This is a genomic window from Desulfobacter latus, assembly GCF_013389365.1.
Taxonomy (GTDB): Bacteria; Desulfobacterota; Desulfobacteria; order Desulfobacterales; family Desulfobacteraceae; genus Desulfobacter; species Desulfobacter latus.
In genome coordinates, this window is record NZ_JACADJ010000014.1 from 51,546 (window position 1) to 71,289 (window position 19,744).

The following is a 19,744-nucleotide window of genomic DNA, read 5'->3' on the forward strand; positions in this document are numbered from 1 at the left end:
AGCATCCAAAACATTCCATCCCCGGCCGTCTGATGACGCCGGGGGCAATTCAATTTATGGTAACATGCCGGATGTCGGCGCATAACCACATAGATCAAGACAGACAGAAGAAAAACCCGCACATCTAAACGCGTGTATTATTTCCCGCCTTGCATCCGGCGCCACAAAACGATGTAAGTCATCAGCTTCCGCCTCAATTCGGGCTAAATCCCCATGGCACCGCACCCGCACCCGGCCAAACCCCAAATCATGCAGGCATATTTCGGCCCGCTCAATTTTTATAAGCTTTTCTCGCGTGATGATATCTCCTTGGGGAATACGAGTGGCCAGGCAGGACTGGGCAGGCAAATCCCATGTTTCAAGACCCAATATCTTTGAGCTCGCACGGATTTTCTCTTTTGAAAAACCAGCCGCCACCAAAGGCGCTTTAAAACCCAGTTCCCGGGCCGCATCCATACCAGGCCGAACTTCCTTTAAGTCGTCCAGGTTTGCCCCGTGCAAAAAGGTATGAACCCCGTATTTCTTTGCTACCGCCATGACCTTGGAAAATAAAAATAATTTACAAAAATAACAACGCTTGTCCGTATTTCGGGTCACCCTGGCGTCATCTAGAATATCTGCAGGAACAAAAACAGGGGCTATGCCCAAATATTGACCCAAACGGATCACCCGTTCTTTTTCTCCGGCGGTAAAAAAATCAGAAACAACGGTAACAGGTAATACCGATTCCACCCCTGCAATACGTGCTGCCGCAAGCAAAAAAGCCGAATCCGCACCACCTGAAAATGCAATGGCCACACCCGGAGCATCCTTTAACAAATCAAGAAGATGGGAAAATTCTTGATTTTCGGCCCGCAGCCCTTTGCCTGAATCCCTCCAATGAATCATACTATTGTTCATAAATTTAACTTTCCGGCCGAGAAGCCCCCGCCGAATCTTTGATTTGGCGGGGGATGAATCTCAACTTTCAACTTTTTGCCAAGGCATCCCCTTCCCGAGCGATAGCGAAAATAGGGAACGCCTTAGCGTCGTATTTTTTTGTTGTGTGGCCTCTCAGATACGAATCGACCTAAGAAGCCACACGATCTCTACATCCTGCCGAACCCAGTCCCCAAGAATAGAGACGCAGGCTAATCAACCAGGGCTTTTACAAGTCCCTTCTGAATCTCTGATTCAGGACGAATATTTTCTTGACTTTGAGCATGCCCTTATTGTATATAGCTTCACATTGTTCGCTTGCTGGCTGATCGTCCAATGGCAGGACTACGGACTCTGACTCCGTCAATTAAGGTTCGAATCCTTATCAGCCAGCCAATCATATCAAGGTTTTTCAGCTTTTAGCTGAGAGCCTTTTTTATTTTCTGACTGACCTTCCTTTACCCACTTTAAAAGAAGAGGCCATGCTTTTTCTTATATCAATATTTTTTGCCGGTTTCCCGCTTTTTTTTCAGTACTCCGTTTTTTTGGGGGGAGAGAGGAAAAAATTATTACCAACCCGAATATCACCCAACATGACACCCGTCTACACGAAATAAAATTTTTAAAAAAAACATTAATCTTTATTGACATATACGAATAGAAGTGATAGATACCCGAACGTTGTTTTTAACGGGACGTAGCGCAGCCTGGTAGCGCACTTGTCTGGGGGACAAGTGGTCGCTGGTTCAAATCCAGTCGTCCCGACCATTGCTAATAAAGGCTCTCAGCGGTTTTGCTGGGGGCCTTTTTTTTGTTGTGAAACATGCTCGGCTACAAGTCTGACTACAAGTTTGTGTGTCACTGGGAATTGTCTTGAAAATCTGAATTCTTGAATAAATACAGGGTTATGGGCTCAAGGGGTGTCGTGTGGAGCGACGCCTTATAAAGTCATAAAGGTCTAACCTGGGGTGTCTAAATTTTAAAATTTAATTTGCTCATGATTTGTCCCCCAATTTTAACAGTTTTAATTTTTAGGGAATGGTTATTCATTAGCTCAGCAGTATGTTGCTTGTGGTGTCAAGGGGTTTTTTTGTGTTTTATTCCAATACCCGTTCAACAGCACTACATATAAACCGGGATCTATCCATGCCATCCCTGGTCTTAACATACGCATTTACCCGGTCCAGCAGATCCACGGGCACCATGACGTTAATACGTTTTTTGGGCCTGTATTCGTCCATGTTTTTTTCACACGGCACCACAGGGAAAATAAGTTCCCCATGTTTGGCCTCTTTTTTGATTTCGTCGTATCCCCTGGGGGCTTCATACTCACGGCCCTTTCGTCCTAATACCATGATTGCGCTTAGTGCATCCACAGCCATGGCAAGAGATTCTTCAACAGTATTGCCGCAGGTGTTCACAGACGGCGCGTCCGGAAATCGGACAGACCATCCGCCGCCGTCGGGTGAAAAGATCGCATAATAAATATCCATTGGCACCTCCTTTACTTGTCTGCCTGCTTGATAATACTTTTTGCCGTGCCTTCTTTGATGTCTGCATGCCGGGGGACTGCGAACCGATACCCGTTTTTACTTTCCCACACTTCGTGCTGACCGCCCTGGCGGATCATGACGGCCCCTTTTTCTTTAATGGCTTTCAGCAGTTTTTGTCTTTTCATTGATCTCAATATACACTTGTGTGTAAACATCATCAAGTTTTTTGAACTATGGGTCATCAATCAACCCATGTGCACACGGGAGGTGTGGCCTAAACCCGTTAATTCGACGGGTTTAAAAAAAGGACCATCAAGTGGATTCAAGGGGTTACGCAGCAAAAGGTAAAACCCCGGCCATGGGCAGACCGGGGTTTTTAACTGTTAGCAAAAATATAGTCAAATATCGTCTTAATATGACAAATTTCGCAAATTTTTATCATTATTTTAGGCATCCTTCATTTGCCGCTTTACACTTTCCAGATGCCGACCCCCATTTTTCGGGAACCTCCATTCAAAAAGTGTAAAGTACTTTTGGGATCATATGAAAGATGCCTTATTTTATACCAAAACTTAAAAAAATTCTGGTTATAACGGATTTGGGGGAGGGAGTGATTTTTTGACTGAACAATAAGCAATCTGTCGTTTATAATAATGACATTATAAAAGATCCAATAGAGTTCAGGAATGAATTGACGCCATTCATTGAAAAATTCCCGGAGCTTTTTCCAAACGGAATCAAAGAAGGTTATACGATGAAAGAAATACGGATCTCAAAAAAAACAGGGATACCAACACGGGTAGAAAGACATGATGGATGGAGGTGTCCTGCCGAATGGCTAAACAAATCCAGATATCATGAAAATTGGCTGCAAAATCTTTTGACTTCCGCTTCAATGAGCGGTTTTAAGTACCCTCCCCCAAATCCGTTATAACCAGGAATATTTTATCTTCCGGCGTTTCAGCTATTTTGGAGCCTTGGCCCCCGGTAAAGTTTGTGCTGCAAGATCAAAAGTGAAAGATCCATTAAAATGTTGATTTTCTTTGTTGGCGACTCGCTTAGATTTGTTGACGATCAGGGCATCCGCAAAATCAGCTTCTTTACCCTTCACCGGTTTTGCATTTCGATAATCGGTAAGCGCCAGCCACACAGCTTGAGCATCTTCAAATCTTATATTCGGTTCCTGGAACAACGACTGAAGAACGGTCACCAGTTCAGGCTTCTTTAACTGGTACTTTTTACCGCTCAGTGTCCAGATCGTTTCAACCAGCACGACATCTGTAACTAAAATCTTCTGCTGACCTGAAATTAACCTGACAGCTTTTTTAAACTGCTCGGCATCATCTTCAAGCAGGTATCGCAACAAAACGTTGGTGTCGATTGCAATCATTGCAGGGAACTCTCCATAGACTCCTCATCAGTCATAGAAGGATTCCCCTGGACGTGCTTTAAGATACCTCTTGCGGCTCCCTGCTTCTTTTTTACAATGGTTAGCTGACCATAAGCTACAAAGCTTTCCACTTCATCCCCTGGTTCGATCCCCAGAGCTTGACACTGACTTACGGGCAAAGTGATTTGTCTTTTTGCACTGACCTTTGGCATAACCCCTCCTTTACTTTTTGTATATAGCAAAGATATTGCATATCTTTACAATTTGTCAATCAGTAAAGATAATTTATTTCGACGTAAGCGGTGTATTAGCCGCACCTTTTCAAGACTGGCAGGATGTTGTATAGTTGAGTTCCATTAAACATTTGGTACAAATTCCCCACGGGGTGCCGTTAGCCGATTTCGTTCATTAGAACGCTGTGAACTTCTTTATCTTCAATTCCCAAATACAACATGGTGGTTTTGGGGTTTTTAACGGTTGAAAACGTTAACCTAAGACAGTTTTCACAGTTCAGATACTAAAAAGCTTGGACAAAGTCCATCGTTTTTACTTTTTTACTAGCGACTGGGAAAATAAAAAAGGGCTCAGAAGAAAGAAATCTTCTAAGCCCTTATAATCGAGTTTGGAGGCGGCTCCCGGATTTGAACCGGGGAATAACGGCTTTGCAGGCCGTCGCCTTACCCCTTGGCTAAGCCGCCTGGTGGAGCGGGAAACGGGATTTGAACCCGCGACTTCGACCTTGGCAAGGTCGCACTCTACCACTGAGTTATTCCCGCTCAGCAACAGGAAGTATTTATAGATGGATGCGCAGCTTTTGTCAATGACAATTTTAACAACATCCTTATTTTTTCAATTCCCCTGCTATTGATTTTTTTTGTTCCAATCAGAAAGAAAGGACTCAATACCCTTGTCGGTCATATGATGTGCGGCAAGTTTCTTAAGCACGCCATAGGGGATGGTGGCAATATCCGCCCCTATCAGGGCAGACTGCTGAACATGGAGCTGGCTTCTCACGGATGCCACAATAATCTGGGTATCAAAATCATAATTGGTAAAAATCTGAACGATTTCTTCAATGAGTCCCATACCTTCCTGGGCCAGATCATCAAGGCGCCCCACAAAGGGAGAGACATAGGTTGCACCGGCTTTGGCCGCCATCAGGGCCTGGAGTGCTGAAAACACCAATGTTACATTGGTCTTAATGCCTTCGGCAGATAATGTTTTAACCGCTTTAAGCCCTTCCACGGTCATGGGAATTTTCACGGCAATGTTATCGGCAATTTTTACAAGTTCCCGGGCCTCGGATACCATCCCCTCATACGCCAGACTGATTACTTCTGCAGAAACGGGACCATCAACAATGTTGCAGATTTGCGCAATGATATCTTTAAACTCACCATCTTCTTTGGCAATCAGGGAAGGGTTGGTGGTCACACCATCCACCATGCCCATATCATTGGCATCCTTGATCTGTTCAATATTGGCGGTATCAATAAAAAATTTCACGGGTCTCCTCCTTGGCCAGGGCGGTCACCGCCTGGCTGTCATCTGTTTTAATTTGTTCGAACAGTTCACCCACGGTCAAGCCGGTTACCGGGTGAACCAGATTTTTATCTATGTCACAAAGGGGTTTTAATACAAAGGCGCGTTCATGCATTCTGGGATGGGGAAGCACAAGCGTTGCTGTGCGCATCACCTTTTGGCCGTAAAAAATAATATCCAGATCAATCCTGCGCGGACCAAATTTAAACGGTTTACCATCCGGGTCCAGCTCTTTTTCAATGGCTTGCAGTACCTCTAAAAGCTGTTCCGGAGAATACACCGTGTTGATCTTAATGGCTGCATTCACAAACCAGTCCTGATCCGTATAGTTCTGGGGCACTGTCTTATAAAATTTTGACAGGGCCTCTATAAAAATGCCGCCTGTTGCCCCAAGACGCCTGATGGCCAGACCAATGTTGGCCGGCTTATTTCCCACATTGGTGCCGATGCTTAAAAATGCAGGGGTCTGGGGTAAGGAATCAGGGGAATTCAATATAAAGGGTATCCGATACCTTACTTTTTATGTTGTCACGCCCCAGGGTCTGGACCCTGAAATAATAATGAAGATCCTGATCAAGGGTGTATACAAAGCTTTTCCTGGGCATGGGAACCACGCCCAGGGATTTGAATATGAAAGGACATCCTTGGCAGCCGGCCAGGGGTTTGGTGGCCATGAAGACCTCAAATCCTTCAACCCTTGGTTCTTGTGCCTGATCCGGCAAAGATGCACAGCGCCATGAAAGGGTCAGATCTCGATCCTTGAGCGTGTATTTCAAGCCTGTGGGGGCAGCTGGAATATCAGCAGCGTTCTTCGTTGGGGGCACAGGCGGCCCTTTTTTACCGCATCCCGCCGCCATAAAAAATATACCTGCACCCAAAAGGATAAAAAAAAGACATAATACGACACACTGAAATATCCGCTTCAAATGCCAAGCTCCTTTTGGGCCGCATCCACAGCTGCGGATACGTTGTCAAATCCGGTGCCACCATGGGAGTTGCGCCGGGCCACCATGGCATCCAGGCTGATGAAATCATAAATATCCGTTTCAATAAGATCACTGAAAGAACGCATCTCTTCAAGACTCAAATCATCCAGTTCCTTACCCTGCCCCATGGCAAAATTGACGGCCTTGCCGGCAATACCATGGGCCGTTCGAAAGGCAATACCCTTGTTGACCAGGTAATCGGCAAAATCGGTTGCATTTAAAAACCCTGTCATACAGGCAGTGCGCATCCGATCCTGATGCACTTCAATATGCGCCAGCATGCGGGTATACACATCAAGGCATATTTTTAAGGTATCAACCGTATCAAATAAAGGTTCCTTATCTTCCTGCATGTCCTTATTATAGGCCATGGGCAACGATTTCATGATGGTTAAAATAGCCATAAGATTGCCCACCACACGCCCTGTCTTCCCCCTGACAAGTTCGCACGCATCCGGATTTTTTTTCTGGGGCATGATGGAAGAACCTGTGGTAAAGGCATCGGAAATGGTGATAAAGGCAAATTCCGATGTGGACCATAAAATCAGCTCCTCGGACAACCGGGACAGGTGAATCATGCAGATGGACGCATGGGAAATGAATTCCATGATAAAATCACGATCAGATACCGCGTCCATGGAGTTTTCCGATACCCGGGAAAAATCTAGAACCTGACAGGTATATTCCCGGTCAATGGGATAGGTGGTGCCGGCCAGGGCTGCCGAGCCAAGAGGCATCACATCCAGGCGCGCCAGGGAATCCTCCAGACGGCCCACATCCCGCTTGAACATCTGGTAATAGGCCAGCATGTGATGGGCAAGCAATATGGGCTGGGCCCGCTGCATATGGGTATATCCGGGCATTACCGTTTTTTTGTTGGCATCGGCAAGGGTCACCAGAGCGGCCTGGAAATCTTTAAGCATCTGAATAAGGTTTAAGGTCTCTTCCTTAAGATAAATGCGCACATCCAGCGCCACCTGGTCATTACGGCTTCTGCCCGTATGCAGTTTTTTGGCCACAGGTCCACAGACATCGCCTAGATTCTCCTCCACATGCATGTGGATATCTTCCAGGGCGTCAGTGAAGGCCATTTCATTATTATCAATCCGGGTCTTTACGGTATCCAGACCCTGAACCAGGGTTTCAGCATCTTCTGATGAAATAATCCCTTGCTTTTCCATCATTTCAAGGTGGGCCTGGCTGCCTTTTATATCGCTTTTATAGAGGCGTTTATCCACGTCAATAGACGCGTTAAAAGATTCCATCAGTTTATCCGTGGATTCGACAAACCGACCGCCCCATAGTTTTTCACTCATTTTTTTATTCCTATGTAGTTCTTCTCGGACTTGATTCTATTGCAGGCCAATTTTCTTAGGGGCAATCCCTCTGTGGTTGCCCTCGTTAGGACAGACACAGGGGCCAGGGCAGACACAGGGGCCTGCCCCTACAGCGGCCTACGTTAGAACCAATCCATTCTTCTCTTTCAGCCTAAAATCAATTGTTCCAAAATGGCTTTATGCATATGCCGCTTGTTTTCCGCCTGATCCCAGAACGCCGCATTTTGCGCTTCCAGGACAGACTCGGCAATCTCCTCCCCCCTGTGGGCAGGCAGGCAGTGAAGCACCAGACAGTCGTTCTTGGCACCTTTGAGCAATTCCTCATTAACCTGGAATCCCTCGAATGCCTTAAGGCGACCTTCAAGCTCGTCTTCCTCTCCCATGCTGGCCCACACATCGGTATACACCACATCGGCGCCTTTGACCGCCTCTTTGGGGTCATTGGTAAACACAATATTTTTCTTTGTGTCTGCCCCGGATGCGGCAATCATATCAGGCTTAATATGGTGGTTGTCCGGACAGGCCACAATCAGGTCCAACCCCAGCACGGCCGCCGCATTGACCCATGAATTGGCCACGTTATTACCATCCCCCACCCAGGCGATCCTGACATTCTCATACCCGCCTTTATGTTCAATCACGGTCATAATGTCGCTTAAAATCTGGCAGGGATGAAAGGCATCCGTCAGGGCGTTGATCACCGGAATCGTGGCGCTTTGGGCAAACGCTTCCACCAAATCGTGGTCAAAGGTTCTCATGGCCAGACAATCAATATACCGGGATAAAACCCGGGCCGTATCCTCTGCCGGCTCATTCCTGGATATCTGGGTATCCTGGGTGCTCATATATATGGGGTGTCCGCCCAGCTGAATCATGGCCGTTTCAAATGCAATGCGGGTCCGGGTGGATTTCTTATCAAAAATAAGGCCCAGGGTTTTGCCGGCCAGAAGGGCATCGAAAATGCCTTTTTTATGACGCGCCTTCAGACTTAATGCCCTTTCAAACAGGGTTGTAAAATCCTGGGGTTCAAGGTCCAGTAAACACAATAAATCCTTGTTCAATGATCTTCTCCTGCAAGCAGGCTGTCCAGTACGGCAACCAGTTGATTAATTTCATCGATCTCGATAATCAGGGGCGGTGCAAATCTAAGGATTTTATCTTGGATTGCATTAATAATAAAGCCTTTTTTAAAGCACTCAGACACATACGCTGAGGCTGTTTTTCCCTTGGCAATATCAAGTTCCATACCGAGAAGCAGCCCTCTTCCCCTGACATCCACCACGTTTTGATACGTTTCTTTTAAACCATTGAGCTGCGCCATAAAATAGGCGCTTTTTTCACGGACGGACGTCAGAAAACCTTGTTCAGAGATCAAGCGAACCATCTCAAGGCCTGCGGCAGTGGCAATGGGGGTGCCGCCAAAGGTCGTGGCGTGACTGCCGATGTCAAATCCCCGGGCAGCCGTTTCAGTGGCCAGCATGGCCCCGATGGGAACCCCATTGGCCAGGGCCTTGGCAAGGGTCATGATGTCGGGTGTCACATCATAGGATTCATGGGCGAATAATGTCCCGCAACGGCCCATGCCGGTCTGGATTTCATCAAAAATCAGCAGCGTGCCGGTATCCGTGCAAAGCTGCCTTACGGCCTTGATATATTCGGGATCGGCAGGGATCACCCCGCCCTCCCCCTGCACCGGTTCCATCATCACCGCACACACCGTATCATCCAGAACAGCTTTCAACGCCTCAATATCATTGAAGGGTACATGGACAAATCCATCCAGCAGGGGATAAAAGCCCTCTTTGATTTTGTCCTGGCCCGTGGCGGACAGTGTTGCCATGGTCCGTCCGTGAAAGCTTTGCGCCATGGTCACAATCTTGAATCTGTCGCTCTCCCCCTTTGCCTGGAAAAACCGCCGGGCAAGCTTGATAGCCGCCTCGTTGGCCTCGGCCCCTGAATTGGCAAAAAAGACCCGGTCTGCAAAGGATTTTTCCGTCAGCACCTTTGCCAGTTCGGCCTGGGGCCTTGTATAAAACAGGTTGGACACATGCACCAGGGTGCCTGCCTGGGCAGCAATGGCTGCGGTGATATCCGGGTGGCAATGCCCCATACTGCATACGGCAATGCCGGCCAGAAAATCGGTATATTCATTGCCCTGATCGTCATAAAGTTTGGTACCCCGCCCTTTGACAAAGGGCCGACCCTGGCGCGCATAGGTCTGAAACACATGATCCTGGGTAAGTTCAATGGTCATTTTATATTTTTCCTTATTTTATATGAAAAAATTTAACCACGGAAATCACGGAAGACACTGAAGATAGAATTCTGTAATTTCTGTGGTTAAAATGTTTTTCATAGTCTATTGTGTCCGATAGAACATGGGGGTTATTTAAAATCACCGGCAAACAACTGGGTGCCGATACCGGAGTCCGTAAACAGCTCAAGCAGAACGGCATGGGCGATTTTCCCGTTAATAATATGGGCTTTTTTAACGCCGGTATTCAGGGCGGACAGTCCGCATTCCACCTTTGGAATCATGCCCCCGGAAATCCGGTTATCCCGGATCATCTCCCGGGCCTGGGGTTCATTCACGGATGAGATAAGTGTTTTGTCACTGTCCAGCACCCCGTCCACATCCGTAACCAGGATAAGGCGCTCGGCATTCAGGGCACTGGCAATCCTTGCCGCCACCACATCGGCATTAATATTATAGGTTTCGCCTCTGCTGCCCACCCCCACCGGCGCAATAATGGGGATAAAGCCCCGGGCGCTGAGCGTGTGAATAATTTCAGGATTGATACGGGACACATCCCCCACCATGCCCGGATCAATAATCTCAGGCGGTTTACTTGCATCTTCCTGGTGATAAATGGTCATTTTTTCGGCCAGGATCAATCCGGCATCTTTCCCCGAAAGGCCCACGGCCCGGCCACCTTCCAGGTTGATCCGGGATACCACATCCTTGTTCACCTTGCCGCCCAACACCATTTCCACCACATCCATGGTGGCATCGTCCGTGTACCGCATGCCTTTGATAAAGGTGGAGGTGATCCCCATGGTTTTGAGTACCTCATTGATCTGGGGCCCGCCGCCATGGACCACCACCGGATTGACCCCGATGGTTTTAAGCAGGCTGATGTCCTTGGAGAAATTGGTTTTCAGGTCTTCATCCACCATGGCATGTCCGCCATATTTGATCACCACGGTTTTTCCGGAAAATCTCCGGATATACGGTAAGGCCTCTATCAATATGTCTGCAACCGTATTTTTCATAGAATATACCTGCTCAAGTCCTGATTTCTGGCAATATCCGCCAACTGTCGTTCAACAAAATCGGAATCAATGGAGATGTTGGTCTCCTCGACATCCGGGGCATTAAATAAAATCTCTTCAAGCAGGCGCTCCATGAGCGTATGAAGCCGCCGTGCCCCGATATTTTCCATGGATGCGTTTACCTCAACGGCAATTTGGGCAATTTTATCCACGGCCCCCTGGGTAAAACTTAACTGGACCCCTTCGGTGCGCAGCAAAGCAATATACTGCAGCACCAGGGCATTTTTAGGCTCGGTGAGAATCCGGGCAAATTCCGATGCGCCCAACGAGGAAAGCTCCACCCGGATGGGAAAACGACCCTGCAGTTCCGGAATAAGGTCCGAAGGTTTGGACACATGAAAGGCACCTGAGGCAATAAACAGGATATGATCTGTTTTCACGGTACCGTGCTTGGTGGGCACGGAACTGCCCTCCACAATGGGCAACAGATCCCTTTGCACCCCTTCCTTGGACACTTCCGGCCCGTGGCTCTTTTCTTTGCCCGCAATCTTGTCAATCTCGTCGATAAAAATAATGCCGGACTGCTCCACCAAAGTAACGGCATCGGTTTTCACCGCTTCCATATCCACCAGATGGGCCGCCTCTTCCTGGGCAATCAATGCAAGGGCTTCTTTGACCTTTACATTGCGGCTCTTGGTGTTTTTGGGCATGAGATTACCCAGCATATCCTTCATATTGATCCCCATCTCCTCCATGCCGGCATTTGAAAAAATCTCCACCATGGGAATATTTTTATCCTGGACATCAATATCTATTTTACGGTCGTCAAGCTTGCCGTCATCAAGCATTTTCCCAAGCTTTTGCCGGGTGTGTTCCGCGGGCTTGTCATCAGAGGTTTGAGATGCATCATCTGTTATATCACCAAATGCCGGACTGCTTTTCGGGGAAGGCAAAAGGATATCCAGCACCCGCTCCCGGGCGATTTTTACCGCCTTTTCCCGGACTGCCTCCTGCTGGCGCCCTTTGAGCATGTTCACGGTGAGTTCCACCAGGTCCCGGATCATGGATTCCACGTCCCGGCCCACATACCCCACTTCGGTGAATTTGGATGCCTCCACCTTGTAAAAAGGGGAATCCGTCAAATTGGCAAGGCGGCGGGCAATTTCCGTTTTGCCGACCCCCGTGGGACCAATGAGGATGATATTTTTAGGTGCAATCTCCTCCTGGAGATCCGGTTCCAGCTGCCGCCTGCGCCATCGGTTTCTTAGAGCGACAGCTACTGATTTTTTGGCGTCATTCTGACCGATAATGTACTTATCGAGTTCCGTTACAATCTGGTGGGGTTTGAGATCCTTCATTAAATTATTTCCAATGGTTAGTTATTAACTTTCTATAGTCTCAATGGTAACATGATGATTGGTGTAGATACAGATATCTGCGGCAATTTTCATGGCTTTTTCCACAATCTGAACCGGTTCAATATCCGTATTTTCAATCAGGGCCACGGCGGCAGCCTGGGCGGCGGTGCTGCCGGACCCGATGCTGATAACCCCCTCATCGGGTTCGATCACATCCCCGTTACCTGACAGAAGATACAGGTTTTCTTTATCCGCTGCAATCATCATGGCCTCAAGACGGCGAAGATATTTGTCCGTGCGCCACTCCCGGGCAAGTTCCACACAGGCCCGGGTTAAGCTGCCACTGAACTGATCCAGTTTTTCCTCAAGCTTTTCAGCCAGGGTCAGGGCATCGGCCGTGGCACCGGCAAATCCCGTCACAATCCGGTTGTGATAAATCCGTCTGACCTTCCGGGCTTTATGTTTTGTTACCACAGTGCCTAACGTAACCTGTCCATCACCGGCAACCACAACCATGTCTGGGGTTCTGACGGCAAGAATTGTGGTGCCGTGAAATTGTTGATTATCCATATAATATCGTTCTCCTGATTCTGTTCGCCCTGACATCAGCAGCAACTCTGATTTTATTCTCACACAAAGCCTCAAAGACACAAAGGCGAATAAAAATCTTTGTGTCTGGTGTCTTGGTGTGAGTTTTTCAACTAAAGGATTCATATTTAGAATTGCTGGAAATCAGCCAATTATCTATTTTTCATGTTTAATTTGATTTGATAAAATGTTTACCTTCGGGGGTGGGCCTTGTCGTAGACGGCCATCAGGCGATCCATGCTCACATGGGTATAGACCTGGGTGGTGGAGAGACTGGCATGGCCTAAAATCTCCTGAATCCCCCGAAGATCTGCCCCGGAATCCAGCATATGGGTGGCAAAGGTATGCCGCAGGGTATGGGGTGATATGTTCAAACCTAAACCGCATTCCAAAACCACCTTATCAAGAATACGTCGAATGGATCGCCTGCCAAGCCTTTGAAAGTCTTTATTTAAAAATACCGCAGAAAGATTTTCCTTGAGATCCGCCCGGTAGGCTTGGACCGCATCAAGGGCACGCCTGCCCACGGGCAGGATGCGCGTCTTGTTTCCCTTGCCCAGAACCCGGATAAGCCCGGCATGAAAATCAATATCCTGGATATTAAGCATATGCAGCTCACCGATGCGCATGCCCGTGGAATAAAAGAGCTCAAACATGGCAAGATTGCGCCTGTCCATCCAGGTATCACTTTTCATGGTATCCAGCAGCCTGAAAATATCATCAATCCCCATGGCCTTGGGAAGGGTTTTCTCAAGTTTTGGAAAAGGGATGGCATCCGCAGGATTCAGCCTGATCCGCCCGGCCCTGACCAGGTAATCAAAAAAAGATTTTAAGGCGGACAGCCGCCTTGACAGGGTTTTTTTACTTTTTTTCAAAGCCGTCTGGGCGGCAAGATATCTGCGCACGATCATCTTGTCCACCTGCTGGACCTTTTCGTCAAAGGCCTGTTGCCAGTTTTCATCCCGGCAGTTGCAGGTCTCCAGATAAAAAAGGATAAAGCTTTTTATATCCGTAAAATAGGCCCGAAGCGTATGGACGGAATACCCTTTTTCAGCTTCCAGGGTACTCAGATAGTCATCAAGAATCATGGCGGTCCAGTCCTGCGCAGGCCATGACCTGTTTAAGATCATCCCAGGCCTGGCGTTTCAAGGCAGGGGTTTTCACAAGGGCCGAAGGATGGTGGGTGGCCATGACCGGCACCCCGTGATATTGAAAAAAATTCCCCCGGATTTTGGCCAGGGGATCAGCCGTGCCGTTCATCATTTGGCAGGCCTGTTCTCCCAATGCCACCACGACCAAAGGTTTGTGTGTCACGATGTGGCGGGTAAGCAACGCAGTGTCGGCAGCATTGCAGATATACACACCAGAAGGCGCCAGATGCATGGCGGAAAGCATCTTGACCAAAAGGCTGCCGGGGTCTCCGTTAAAAAAGGTCCCCTCACTGTCCACCAGAACGATGCGCGCATCCTCAGGTCCCCGGGCGGCAAAAAACGGCGGGGGCCATGACGGCGTGCCCCATGTGTCAAGGATATGCATCGCATCTTGGCCCAGGGTCATGGACCGGTTGCCCAGACTTTTTTGAAATTTAAGAAACCCGCTTAACGCATGAAGCGCCTGGACAACCCCATGCCCGCAGTCTGAATCTTGGGTCGCCTTACCGTTAAAAATATCCATGGGGTTAAGATATTGCCTGGACAACAGCATCCAGAATGGCGTGGGCCACTGCCTCCTTTGGCATCAACGGCAGATCCGTAACATGGCCGTCCCGGGTAAACAGTTTGACTTTATTGGTGTCCGCCTTGAAGCCGGAACCGCTTTTGCCGACAATGTTGGCCGCAATCATGTCCAGGTGTTTTTTTTCCATCTTGCCCGTTGCATAGGTTTCAAGATCACGGGTCTCCGCAGCAAAGCCGACCAGGTATTGATTTTTCCTTTTTTTGAGCCCAATGGCCTTTAAAATATCCTTGTTCTGGGTCAGTTCAAGGGTCATATGACCTTGCTCCCCACTCTTTTTAATTTTATGGGCCTGGGTGGAAACAGGTTTGAAATCCCCCACCGCCGCCACCTTAACGATGATATCAGCCTGATCCAGGTGATCAAACATGGCATCATACATCTGGTCGCAGGACCCTACGGACACGCATTCCACGCCGGCAGGCGCATCCAGGTTGACAGGACCGGACACAAGGATGACCCTGGCCCCTCTTTTTTCTGCCGCCGCCGCAACGGCATACCCCATTTTACCCGAGGAGTGGTTGCTGATAAACCGCACCGGATCAATGGGCTCAACCGTGGGGCCGGCAGACACCAGAACGGTTTTGCCGTTAAGGTCTTTCTTGTAAAAAAGCGCACAGGCCCGGTCAAAAATAAACCAGGGTTCGGGCAGACGCCCGGCACCGCTGACCTTACAGGCAAGCACCCCGGAATCCGGATCCAGGATGTGAATGCCTGATTCTTCGAGCAGGTCCAGATTTTTCTGCACCTGTCTATTCTGGTACATGTCCGTATTCATGGACGGGCAGATCAAAACAGGACAGGTCATGGCCAGCATGGTGGTGGTCAAGGCATCGTCGGCAATGCCGTGGGCCAGCTTGCCGATGCAGTTGGCCGTAGCCGGTGCGATGACGGCCAGGTCCGACTGTGATGCCACCTGAATGTGCGCAACCCCGGCGCCGGGCCCTTCCCACAAGTCCAGCAGCACCGGGTTTTCCGAAAGCACCTCAAAGGTGACAGGCCCCACAAACCGGGTGGCGGCCCGGGTCATGCCCACGACCACATCAGCCCCGGCCTTTTTGAAACGCCTTAGCAGTTCAACGCATTTATAGGCGGCAATACCGCCGGTCACACCTAAAAAAATGTGTTTGTCTTGTAATGTCATCAGTAAATCGCATCGTTTGTTGGGGTTTGGGATATGCTGCCCAGTGTCGGGGCGATTCCGATTTCAACATAGGTATAAATCTGTTGTTCACGGATGGTAATCACAGCACACCGGGTGGCCTTTTGAAATACCATGATGGTGGTTTCCGGGGCTTTAATCCTGGAAAGGACATCCCAGTTATCTTTTTCCATGTTTATGGAAAAAAAATGATAAAGGGAATTGGGCTCCAAACGCCCCTTAAGGGTAAGGATTCCGGATCTGAATCCGGGTGTTGACACCACAACCGTGCGGTCTTTTATAATTGTTAAATCCTCGGGCACCAGCACATCTTCAAAATCATGATAAACCGCAACAGGTTTCTTTTCTACCTCGGGCTGGGGGGACTGGACCTGTTCCGGTTCAGACGCCCCCTCAAAATGTCCGCACCCTGAAACAGAAATAAGGGCTGTAAAGATCAAACAAACTAAGAAAGTTGATGACAGACAATGACGAATTTGCATTAATATTTTCTCCAGGTTATTCGTTACCGCAAATTCTATTTCTTCTAAAACGAATATCCTTAAATGTCAATGCAATGATTAAAACCACGAAGTTCACGAAGAACACGAAGTTTAGTACGCTAATATCTTCGTGAACTTCGTGTTCTTCGTGGGCTCTATCTAATATCTATTCATAAGGTTATTGTAATCCTCATGGGTCCCGATCCAGAACCAGACAATATCGATGCCTTCCCTATAAGCCAACGCCCTGTAATGATAACCGATGTTTACCGTCCAAACAGCGCCTTTCTTGCTGAAGTTCAGTGAAGGGTGTTTATGATCTTTCTTGAAAAGTTCAAATTTACTGTCTGCAAGATTCTGAATCTGTTTGGGAAGTCTGTAGTAGCATGCCCAGAAATCTGGATGAGTGAAAGACCTTAATCTCATCTCATGCACTTACCAGCTATAAAATCAGATTTTATCTGATTCAACAGGTCTCTTCCTCTGCCACCTTCCTTAAAATCGTTTTCAATTTCTTTATCCCAAAGTTCCCCTTCTAATTGAGCAAACCATTTAGAAAGTCGAAGTTTGTCATTATCCGGAAGGGACAATATGTCATCTTGAATTTTTTCTATAGTGATATTCATACCAGTCCTGCCTTTACGTTAGTCCATTGCCGTACGGCTTTGGTTCTGAATTTTTCTGTTATTTTTTCTAAAACGAATCCCATGAAATGTCAATTCAATGTCATTAACTTCAGCAATTCTACATAATTTTTTTAAATTAAAAAACTCGCACAAAGACACCAAGACACAAAGCTGTTACTCGATCATCGAGTTTTATTTAGTTTTATGACCCTTTGTGCCTTTGAGGCTTTGTGCGAGAATAAAATTAGAATGGCATTAACGTCAACCGATGCATGAATATAAAACTATTAATGCAACTTGCCAGGGTATATGCCGTTATTTCAGTAAAGCCCCCACACGTTTAACAGCGCAAAAATCACCACACATGGTACAGACCTCTTTTTCTTCAGGCTGCGACGATTTACGGAACTGCCGTGCCTTTTCCGGGTCCAGGGCGCAGTCGAACTGACCCTCCCAGTCCAATTCCCCCCGGGCTTTGCTCATTTTATGGTCTGAAATTTCGGCATCTTTAAGCCCCTTGGCCAGATCTCCGGCATGGGCGGCGATCCGGGAGGCCATAATACCTTCTTTAACATCGTCTGCAGTTGGCAGGCGCAAATGTTCCGCCGGGGTGACATAGCATAAAAAGTCAGCGCCATGCATGGCGGCCAGGGCACCGCCGATGGCTGACGTGATATGATCATAGCCGGGGGCAATGTCGGTAACCAGGGGACCCAGCACATAAAACGGGGCGTTGTGGCACAGCTTTTTCTGGAGTTGCATGTTCATTTCTATCTCATGCAAGGGCACATGACCCGGTCCCTCGATCATAACCTGTACGTTTTTTTCCCAGGCCCGCCTGGTCAGCTCTCCCAGGGTAATCAGCTCCTCGATTTGGGGGGCGTCGGTTGAATCCTTGATGGCGCCCGGCCGCAGTCCGTCCCCCAGGCTGATGCAGACATCATGGGCCCGGCAGATCTCCAGAAGCCGGTCAAAATGTTCATAAAAGGGATTTTCATTGCCGGTTTTTTCCATCCATTCGAACAGGATAGCCCCGCCCCGGCTGACAATGCCGCATAGCCGCGGATTGGTTTTGATGCTTTGGGCGCATTTCCGGTTAAGTCCGGCATGGATGGTAATAAAATCAATCCCGTTGGCGGCATGGATCTCAACGGTTTCAAACCACTCTTCCAGGGTGATGTCCTGTGTGGGCTTTCCGGTACGGGTCAAGGTGTCATAAATGGGCACCGTACCGATCATCACAGGGATCTGTTCCACCAGGGACTTTCTAAATTTTTCAGTATCGCCGGACACACTCAGGTCCATGACGGCGTCTGCCTGGTAATCTATGGCCAACCGGGCTTTATTTATTTCCGAATCAAAACAGCAGACATCTTTGGATACGCCTAAATTGACGTTAATTTTGGTTTTAAGCCCTTTTCCCACGCCTGCGGCTTTCAGGTTTAAATGATTCTTATTGGCAGGGATGGCAATCCGGCCCTGGGCAATGCCTTGCATCAGCGCCTCTTTTGAGATAGGTTCATTGGCGAGTACCTGTTCCATCTGCGGGGTGAAAATGCCTTTTCTGGCTGCATCCATCTGGGTCGTATACGACTGTGACATCTGTACATCTCCTCTTTTACATCGATGATCTTTTTATGGGAGGGAAACTGAAACGGAAGGCGTCGGAAGAAGGCGTCGGAAAAAAATGACAAACAAGCGATATGCCAAAGCGCCAATCACGTTTCCTACGCCGGTACGAACCGGATCAGGTTCCAAGGGTTGAAGTTTTGAACGAACTTCTCTCAGCTTTTATAAAAGCACCCCCGTGATTCACTTAACTGAAATCTCACATAATTGATTTGGAAGGTTCTGTCAATGGATTTTACTTTGGGGCAGTGCTGAACGCCTTGTTATATTACAAACTTCATGTTCTTCGTGAACTTCGTGGTTTTTGGTTTTAATCTGAAAGCATCTTAACTTTCTGACATTGGAATATGGCTTGGCCTTGGTCAAATTTTAGGCCATACGGATTTTTGGTAGGTTGGGTTGAGGAACGAAACCCAACGTCGATAAGTTGTTGGGTTTCACTTCGTTCAACCCAACCTACGCTGTAGCCGATGTTATGACCAAGCCCAAGGTCAGCAACTTTATAAAATAGATCCGTTGAGGTGAAAAATGTTAAAGGTAAAAAGTGTATTTGCAGAAAATGATTATACGCTATTTGTTGAATTGTCTGACGGACGAACGGGAATATTTGATGTTAAACCTTACCTTGAGAAAGGTGTATTTAAACAATTAAAAAATAAAAATTATTTTAAACAAGTAAAACCTTTCTTTTACGGTATTATAAAGTTTCATATAAAACATAGCATAAAATAGTTGACAATAGATTAAAATGTGTTTAATATATACTTATGAAATTAAGTGTCTGGGCAAAAAAACAGGGTATAGCTTATCGGACTGCATGGGAACATTTTAGAACAGGTAAAATCCCCAATGCGTATAAACTCGCATCTGGTACTATTATTGTGCCGGACGAAAAACAAATCCCCAAAACCGAATTTATCGTTACCTATGCCAGAGTAAGTTCCTCTGTAAATAAATCCAGTCTCGAAAGCCAATCGCAGCGCCTAATCGACTTCTGCAACGCTAACGGTTGGCAAACACATCTCAATGTCAAAGAAATTGGTTCAGGTCTAAACGATAAGCGTAAAAAACTTGAAGATGTCCTGGCTAAAGCCCGAGTTACGAAATTAGTAGTAGAACACAAAGACAGGTTAGCGCGTTTCGGTGTTAATTATATCGAAATCTTATGTAACCATATCGGATGTGAATTAGTCGTTTTAAATCAGACTCTAAACGATAAAGAAGAT

The 19,744-nt window shown here is 47.5% G+C and carries 23 protein-coding genes, 4 tRNA genes and 1 riboswitch; of the genes, 4 read left to right on the forward strand and 23 right to left on the reverse strand.

The window, feature by feature from the left end; all coding sequences use genetic code 11:
• Positions 1-54: 54 nt before the first annotated feature.
• Positions 55-900, reverse strand: coding sequence for an ATP-dependent sacrificial sulfur transferase LarE (gene larE / locus HXW94_RS06375; RefSeq protein WP_246293766.1), 846 nt, complete (start codon positions 898-900; stop codon positions 55-57).
• A gap of 340 nt (positions 901-1,240) precedes the next feature.
• Here larE and HXW94_RS06380 point away from each other — a divergent pair.
• Together HXW94_RS06380 and HXW94_RS06385 are read left to right on the forward strand one after the other, a co-directional pair.
• Positions 1,241-1,314, forward strand: a tRNA-Gln gene (locus tag HXW94_RS06380).
• Between the two features lie 295 nt (positions 1,315-1,609).
• Positions 1,610-1,686: transfer RNA gene (locus HXW94_RS06385), tRNA-Pro, on the forward strand.
• 329 nt (positions 1,687-2,015) lie between these two features.
• On the opposite strand, the gene HXW94_RS06390 is transcribed toward HXW94_RS06385, so the two are convergent.
• From HXW94_RS06390 to thiC, 22 genes are all read right to left on the reverse strand, one after another.
• Positions 2,016-2,411 carry a type II toxin-antitoxin system HicB family antitoxin gene (locus tag HXW94_RS06390; RefSeq protein WP_178366062.1) on the reverse strand — a complete coding sequence of 132 codons (396 nt, stop codon included), beginning with the start codon at positions 2,409-2,411 and terminating at the stop codon, positions 2,016-2,018.
• A gap of 11 nt (positions 2,412-2,422) precedes the next feature.
• Positions 2,423-2,596: a type II toxin-antitoxin system HicA family toxin gene (locus HXW94_RS06395; protein WP_178366063.1), complete on the reverse strand. Its 174-nt coding sequence runs from the start codon at positions 2,594-2,596 to the stop codon at positions 2,423-2,425.
• Positions 2,597-3,375: 779 nt separating this feature from the next.
• Entirely contained in the window at positions 3,376-3,801 is a 426-nt protein-coding gene (locus HXW94_RS06400; protein WP_178366064.1) for a type II toxin-antitoxin system VapC family toxin, read from the reverse strand.
• Entirely contained in the window at positions 3,798-4,013 is a 216-nt protein-coding gene (locus HXW94_RS06405) for an AbrB/MazE/SpoVT family DNA-binding domain-containing protein (protein WP_004072278.1), read from the reverse strand. Before HXW94_RS06405 ends, HXW94_RS06400 begins: the two co-directional genes overlap by 4 nt.
• A 411-nt stretch (positions 4,014-4,424) precedes the next feature.
• A tRNA-Cys gene (locus HXW94_RS06410) sits at positions 4,425-4,499 on the reverse strand.
• A 3-nt stretch (positions 4,500-4,502) separates the two neighbouring features.
• Positions 4,503-4,577 (reverse strand) — tRNA-Gly (locus tag HXW94_RS06415).
• Between the two features lie 85 nt (positions 4,578-4,662).
• Positions 4,663-5,307, reverse strand: a complete 645-nt coding sequence (gene fsa / locus HXW94_RS06420; RefSeq protein WP_178366065.1) for a fructose-6-phosphate aldolase — start codon at positions 5,305-5,307, stop codon at positions 4,663-4,665.
• The gene (folK, locus tag HXW94_RS06425) at positions 5,291-5,836 is read right to left on the reverse strand and encodes a 2-amino-4-hydroxy-6-hydroxymethyldihydropteridine diphosphokinase (protein ID WP_178366066.1); all 546 of its coding nucleotides are present in this window, start codon (positions 5,834-5,836) and stop codon (positions 5,291-5,293) included. The genes fsa and folK overlap by 17 nt, the downstream gene beginning before the upstream one ends.
• Entirely contained in the window at positions 5,823-6,269 is a 447-nt protein-coding gene (locus tag HXW94_RS06430; protein WP_178366067.1) for a hypothetical protein, read from the reverse strand. The genes folK and HXW94_RS06430 overlap by 14 nt, the downstream gene beginning before the upstream one ends.
• Positions 6,266-7,645, reverse strand: coding sequence for an argininosuccinate lyase (gene argH / locus HXW94_RS06435; RefSeq protein WP_178366068.1), 1,380 nt, complete (start codon positions 7,643-7,645; stop codon positions 6,266-6,268). Before argH ends, HXW94_RS06430 begins: the two co-directional genes overlap by 4 nt.
• A 167-nt stretch (positions 7,646-7,812) precedes the next feature.
• Complete coding sequence (gene argF / locus HXW94_RS06440) at positions 7,813-8,727, reverse strand: ornithine carbamoyltransferase (protein ID WP_178366069.1); 915 nt, start codon at positions 8,725-8,727, stop codon at positions 7,813-7,815.
• The gene (locus tag HXW94_RS06445; protein ID WP_178366070.1) at positions 8,724-9,920 is read right to left on the reverse strand and encodes an aspartate aminotransferase family protein; all 1,197 of its coding nucleotides are present in this window, start codon (positions 9,918-9,920) and stop codon (positions 8,724-8,726) included. The genes argF and HXW94_RS06445 overlap by 4 nt, the downstream gene beginning before the upstream one ends.
• Before the next feature lie 131 nt (positions 9,921-10,051).
• Positions 10,052-10,939, reverse strand: a complete 888-nt coding sequence (argB, locus tag HXW94_RS06450) for an acetylglutamate kinase (RefSeq protein WP_178366071.1) — start codon at positions 10,937-10,939, stop codon at positions 10,052-10,054.
• Positions 10,936-12,297 carry an ATP-dependent protease ATPase subunit HslU gene (gene hslU, locus HXW94_RS06455; protein ID WP_178366072.1) on the reverse strand — a complete coding sequence of 454 codons (1,362 nt, stop codon included), beginning with the start codon at positions 12,295-12,297 and terminating at the stop codon, positions 10,936-10,938. The genes argB and hslU overlap by 4 nt, the downstream gene beginning before the upstream one ends.
• Positions 12,298-12,321: 24 nt before the next feature.
• Complete coding sequence (gene hslV, locus HXW94_RS06460; RefSeq protein ID WP_178366073.1) at positions 12,322-12,867, reverse strand: ATP-dependent protease subunit HslV; 546 nt, start codon at positions 12,865-12,867, stop codon at positions 12,322-12,324.
• 209 nt (positions 12,868-13,076) lie between these two features.
• Entirely contained in the window at positions 13,077-13,973 is an 897-nt protein-coding gene (locus HXW94_RS06465) for a tyrosine recombinase XerC (protein WP_178366074.1), read from the reverse strand.
• The gene (locus tag HXW94_RS06470; RefSeq protein WP_178366075.1) at positions 13,963-14,559 is read right to left on the reverse strand and encodes a uracil-DNA glycosylase; all 597 of its coding nucleotides are present in this window, start codon (positions 14,557-14,559) and stop codon (positions 13,963-13,965) included. Before HXW94_RS06470 ends, HXW94_RS06465 begins: the two co-directional genes overlap by 11 nt.
• A gap of 4 nt (positions 14,560-14,563) precedes the next feature.
• Positions 14,564-15,763: a bifunctional phosphopantothenoylcysteine decarboxylase/phosphopantothenate--cysteine ligase CoaBC gene (gene coaBC, locus HXW94_RS06475; RefSeq protein ID WP_178366076.1), complete on the reverse strand. Its 1,200-nt coding sequence runs from the start codon at positions 15,761-15,763 to the stop codon at positions 14,564-14,566.
• Positions 15,763-16,263 (reverse strand): hypothetical protein, encoded by a 501-nt coding sequence (locus tag HXW94_RS06480; protein WP_178366077.1) that lies wholly within the window; start codon positions 16,261-16,263, stop codon positions 15,763-15,765. Before HXW94_RS06480 ends, coaBC begins: the two co-directional genes overlap by 1 nt.
• A gap of 159 nt (positions 16,264-16,422) precedes the next feature.
• Complete coding sequence (locus HXW94_RS20305; RefSeq protein ID WP_425484213.1) at positions 16,423-16,689, reverse strand: ParE family toxin-like protein; 267 nt, start codon at positions 16,687-16,689, stop codon at positions 16,423-16,425.
• Positions 16,686-16,889, reverse strand: a complete 204-nt coding sequence (locus tag HXW94_RS06485) for a hypothetical protein (RefSeq protein WP_178366078.1) — start codon at positions 16,887-16,889, stop codon at positions 16,686-16,688. Before HXW94_RS06485 ends, HXW94_RS20305 begins: the two co-directional genes overlap by 4 nt.
• A 315-nt stretch (positions 16,890-17,204) precedes the next feature.
• Positions 17,205-18,491: a phosphomethylpyrimidine synthase ThiC gene (gene thiC, locus HXW94_RS06490; protein ID WP_178366079.1), complete on the reverse strand. Its 1,287-nt coding sequence runs from the start codon at positions 18,489-18,491 to the stop codon at positions 17,205-17,207.
• A gap of 103 nt (positions 18,492-18,594) precedes the next feature.
• Positions 18,595-18,706, reverse strand: a riboswitch (TPP riboswitch).
• Between the two features lie 340 nt (positions 18,707-19,046).
• Between thiC and HXW94_RS06495 the strand changes: the two genes are divergently transcribed.
• Positions 19,047-19,250: a DUF2442 domain-containing protein gene (locus tag HXW94_RS06495; RefSeq protein WP_178366080.1), complete on the forward strand. Its 204-nt coding sequence runs from the start codon at positions 19,047-19,049 to the stop codon at positions 19,248-19,250.
• A gap of 35 nt (positions 19,251-19,285) precedes the next feature.
• A partial coding sequence (locus HXW94_RS06500) for an IS607 family transposase (RefSeq protein ID WP_178366081.1) occupies positions 19,286-19,744 on the forward strand: 459 nt, incomplete at its 3' end.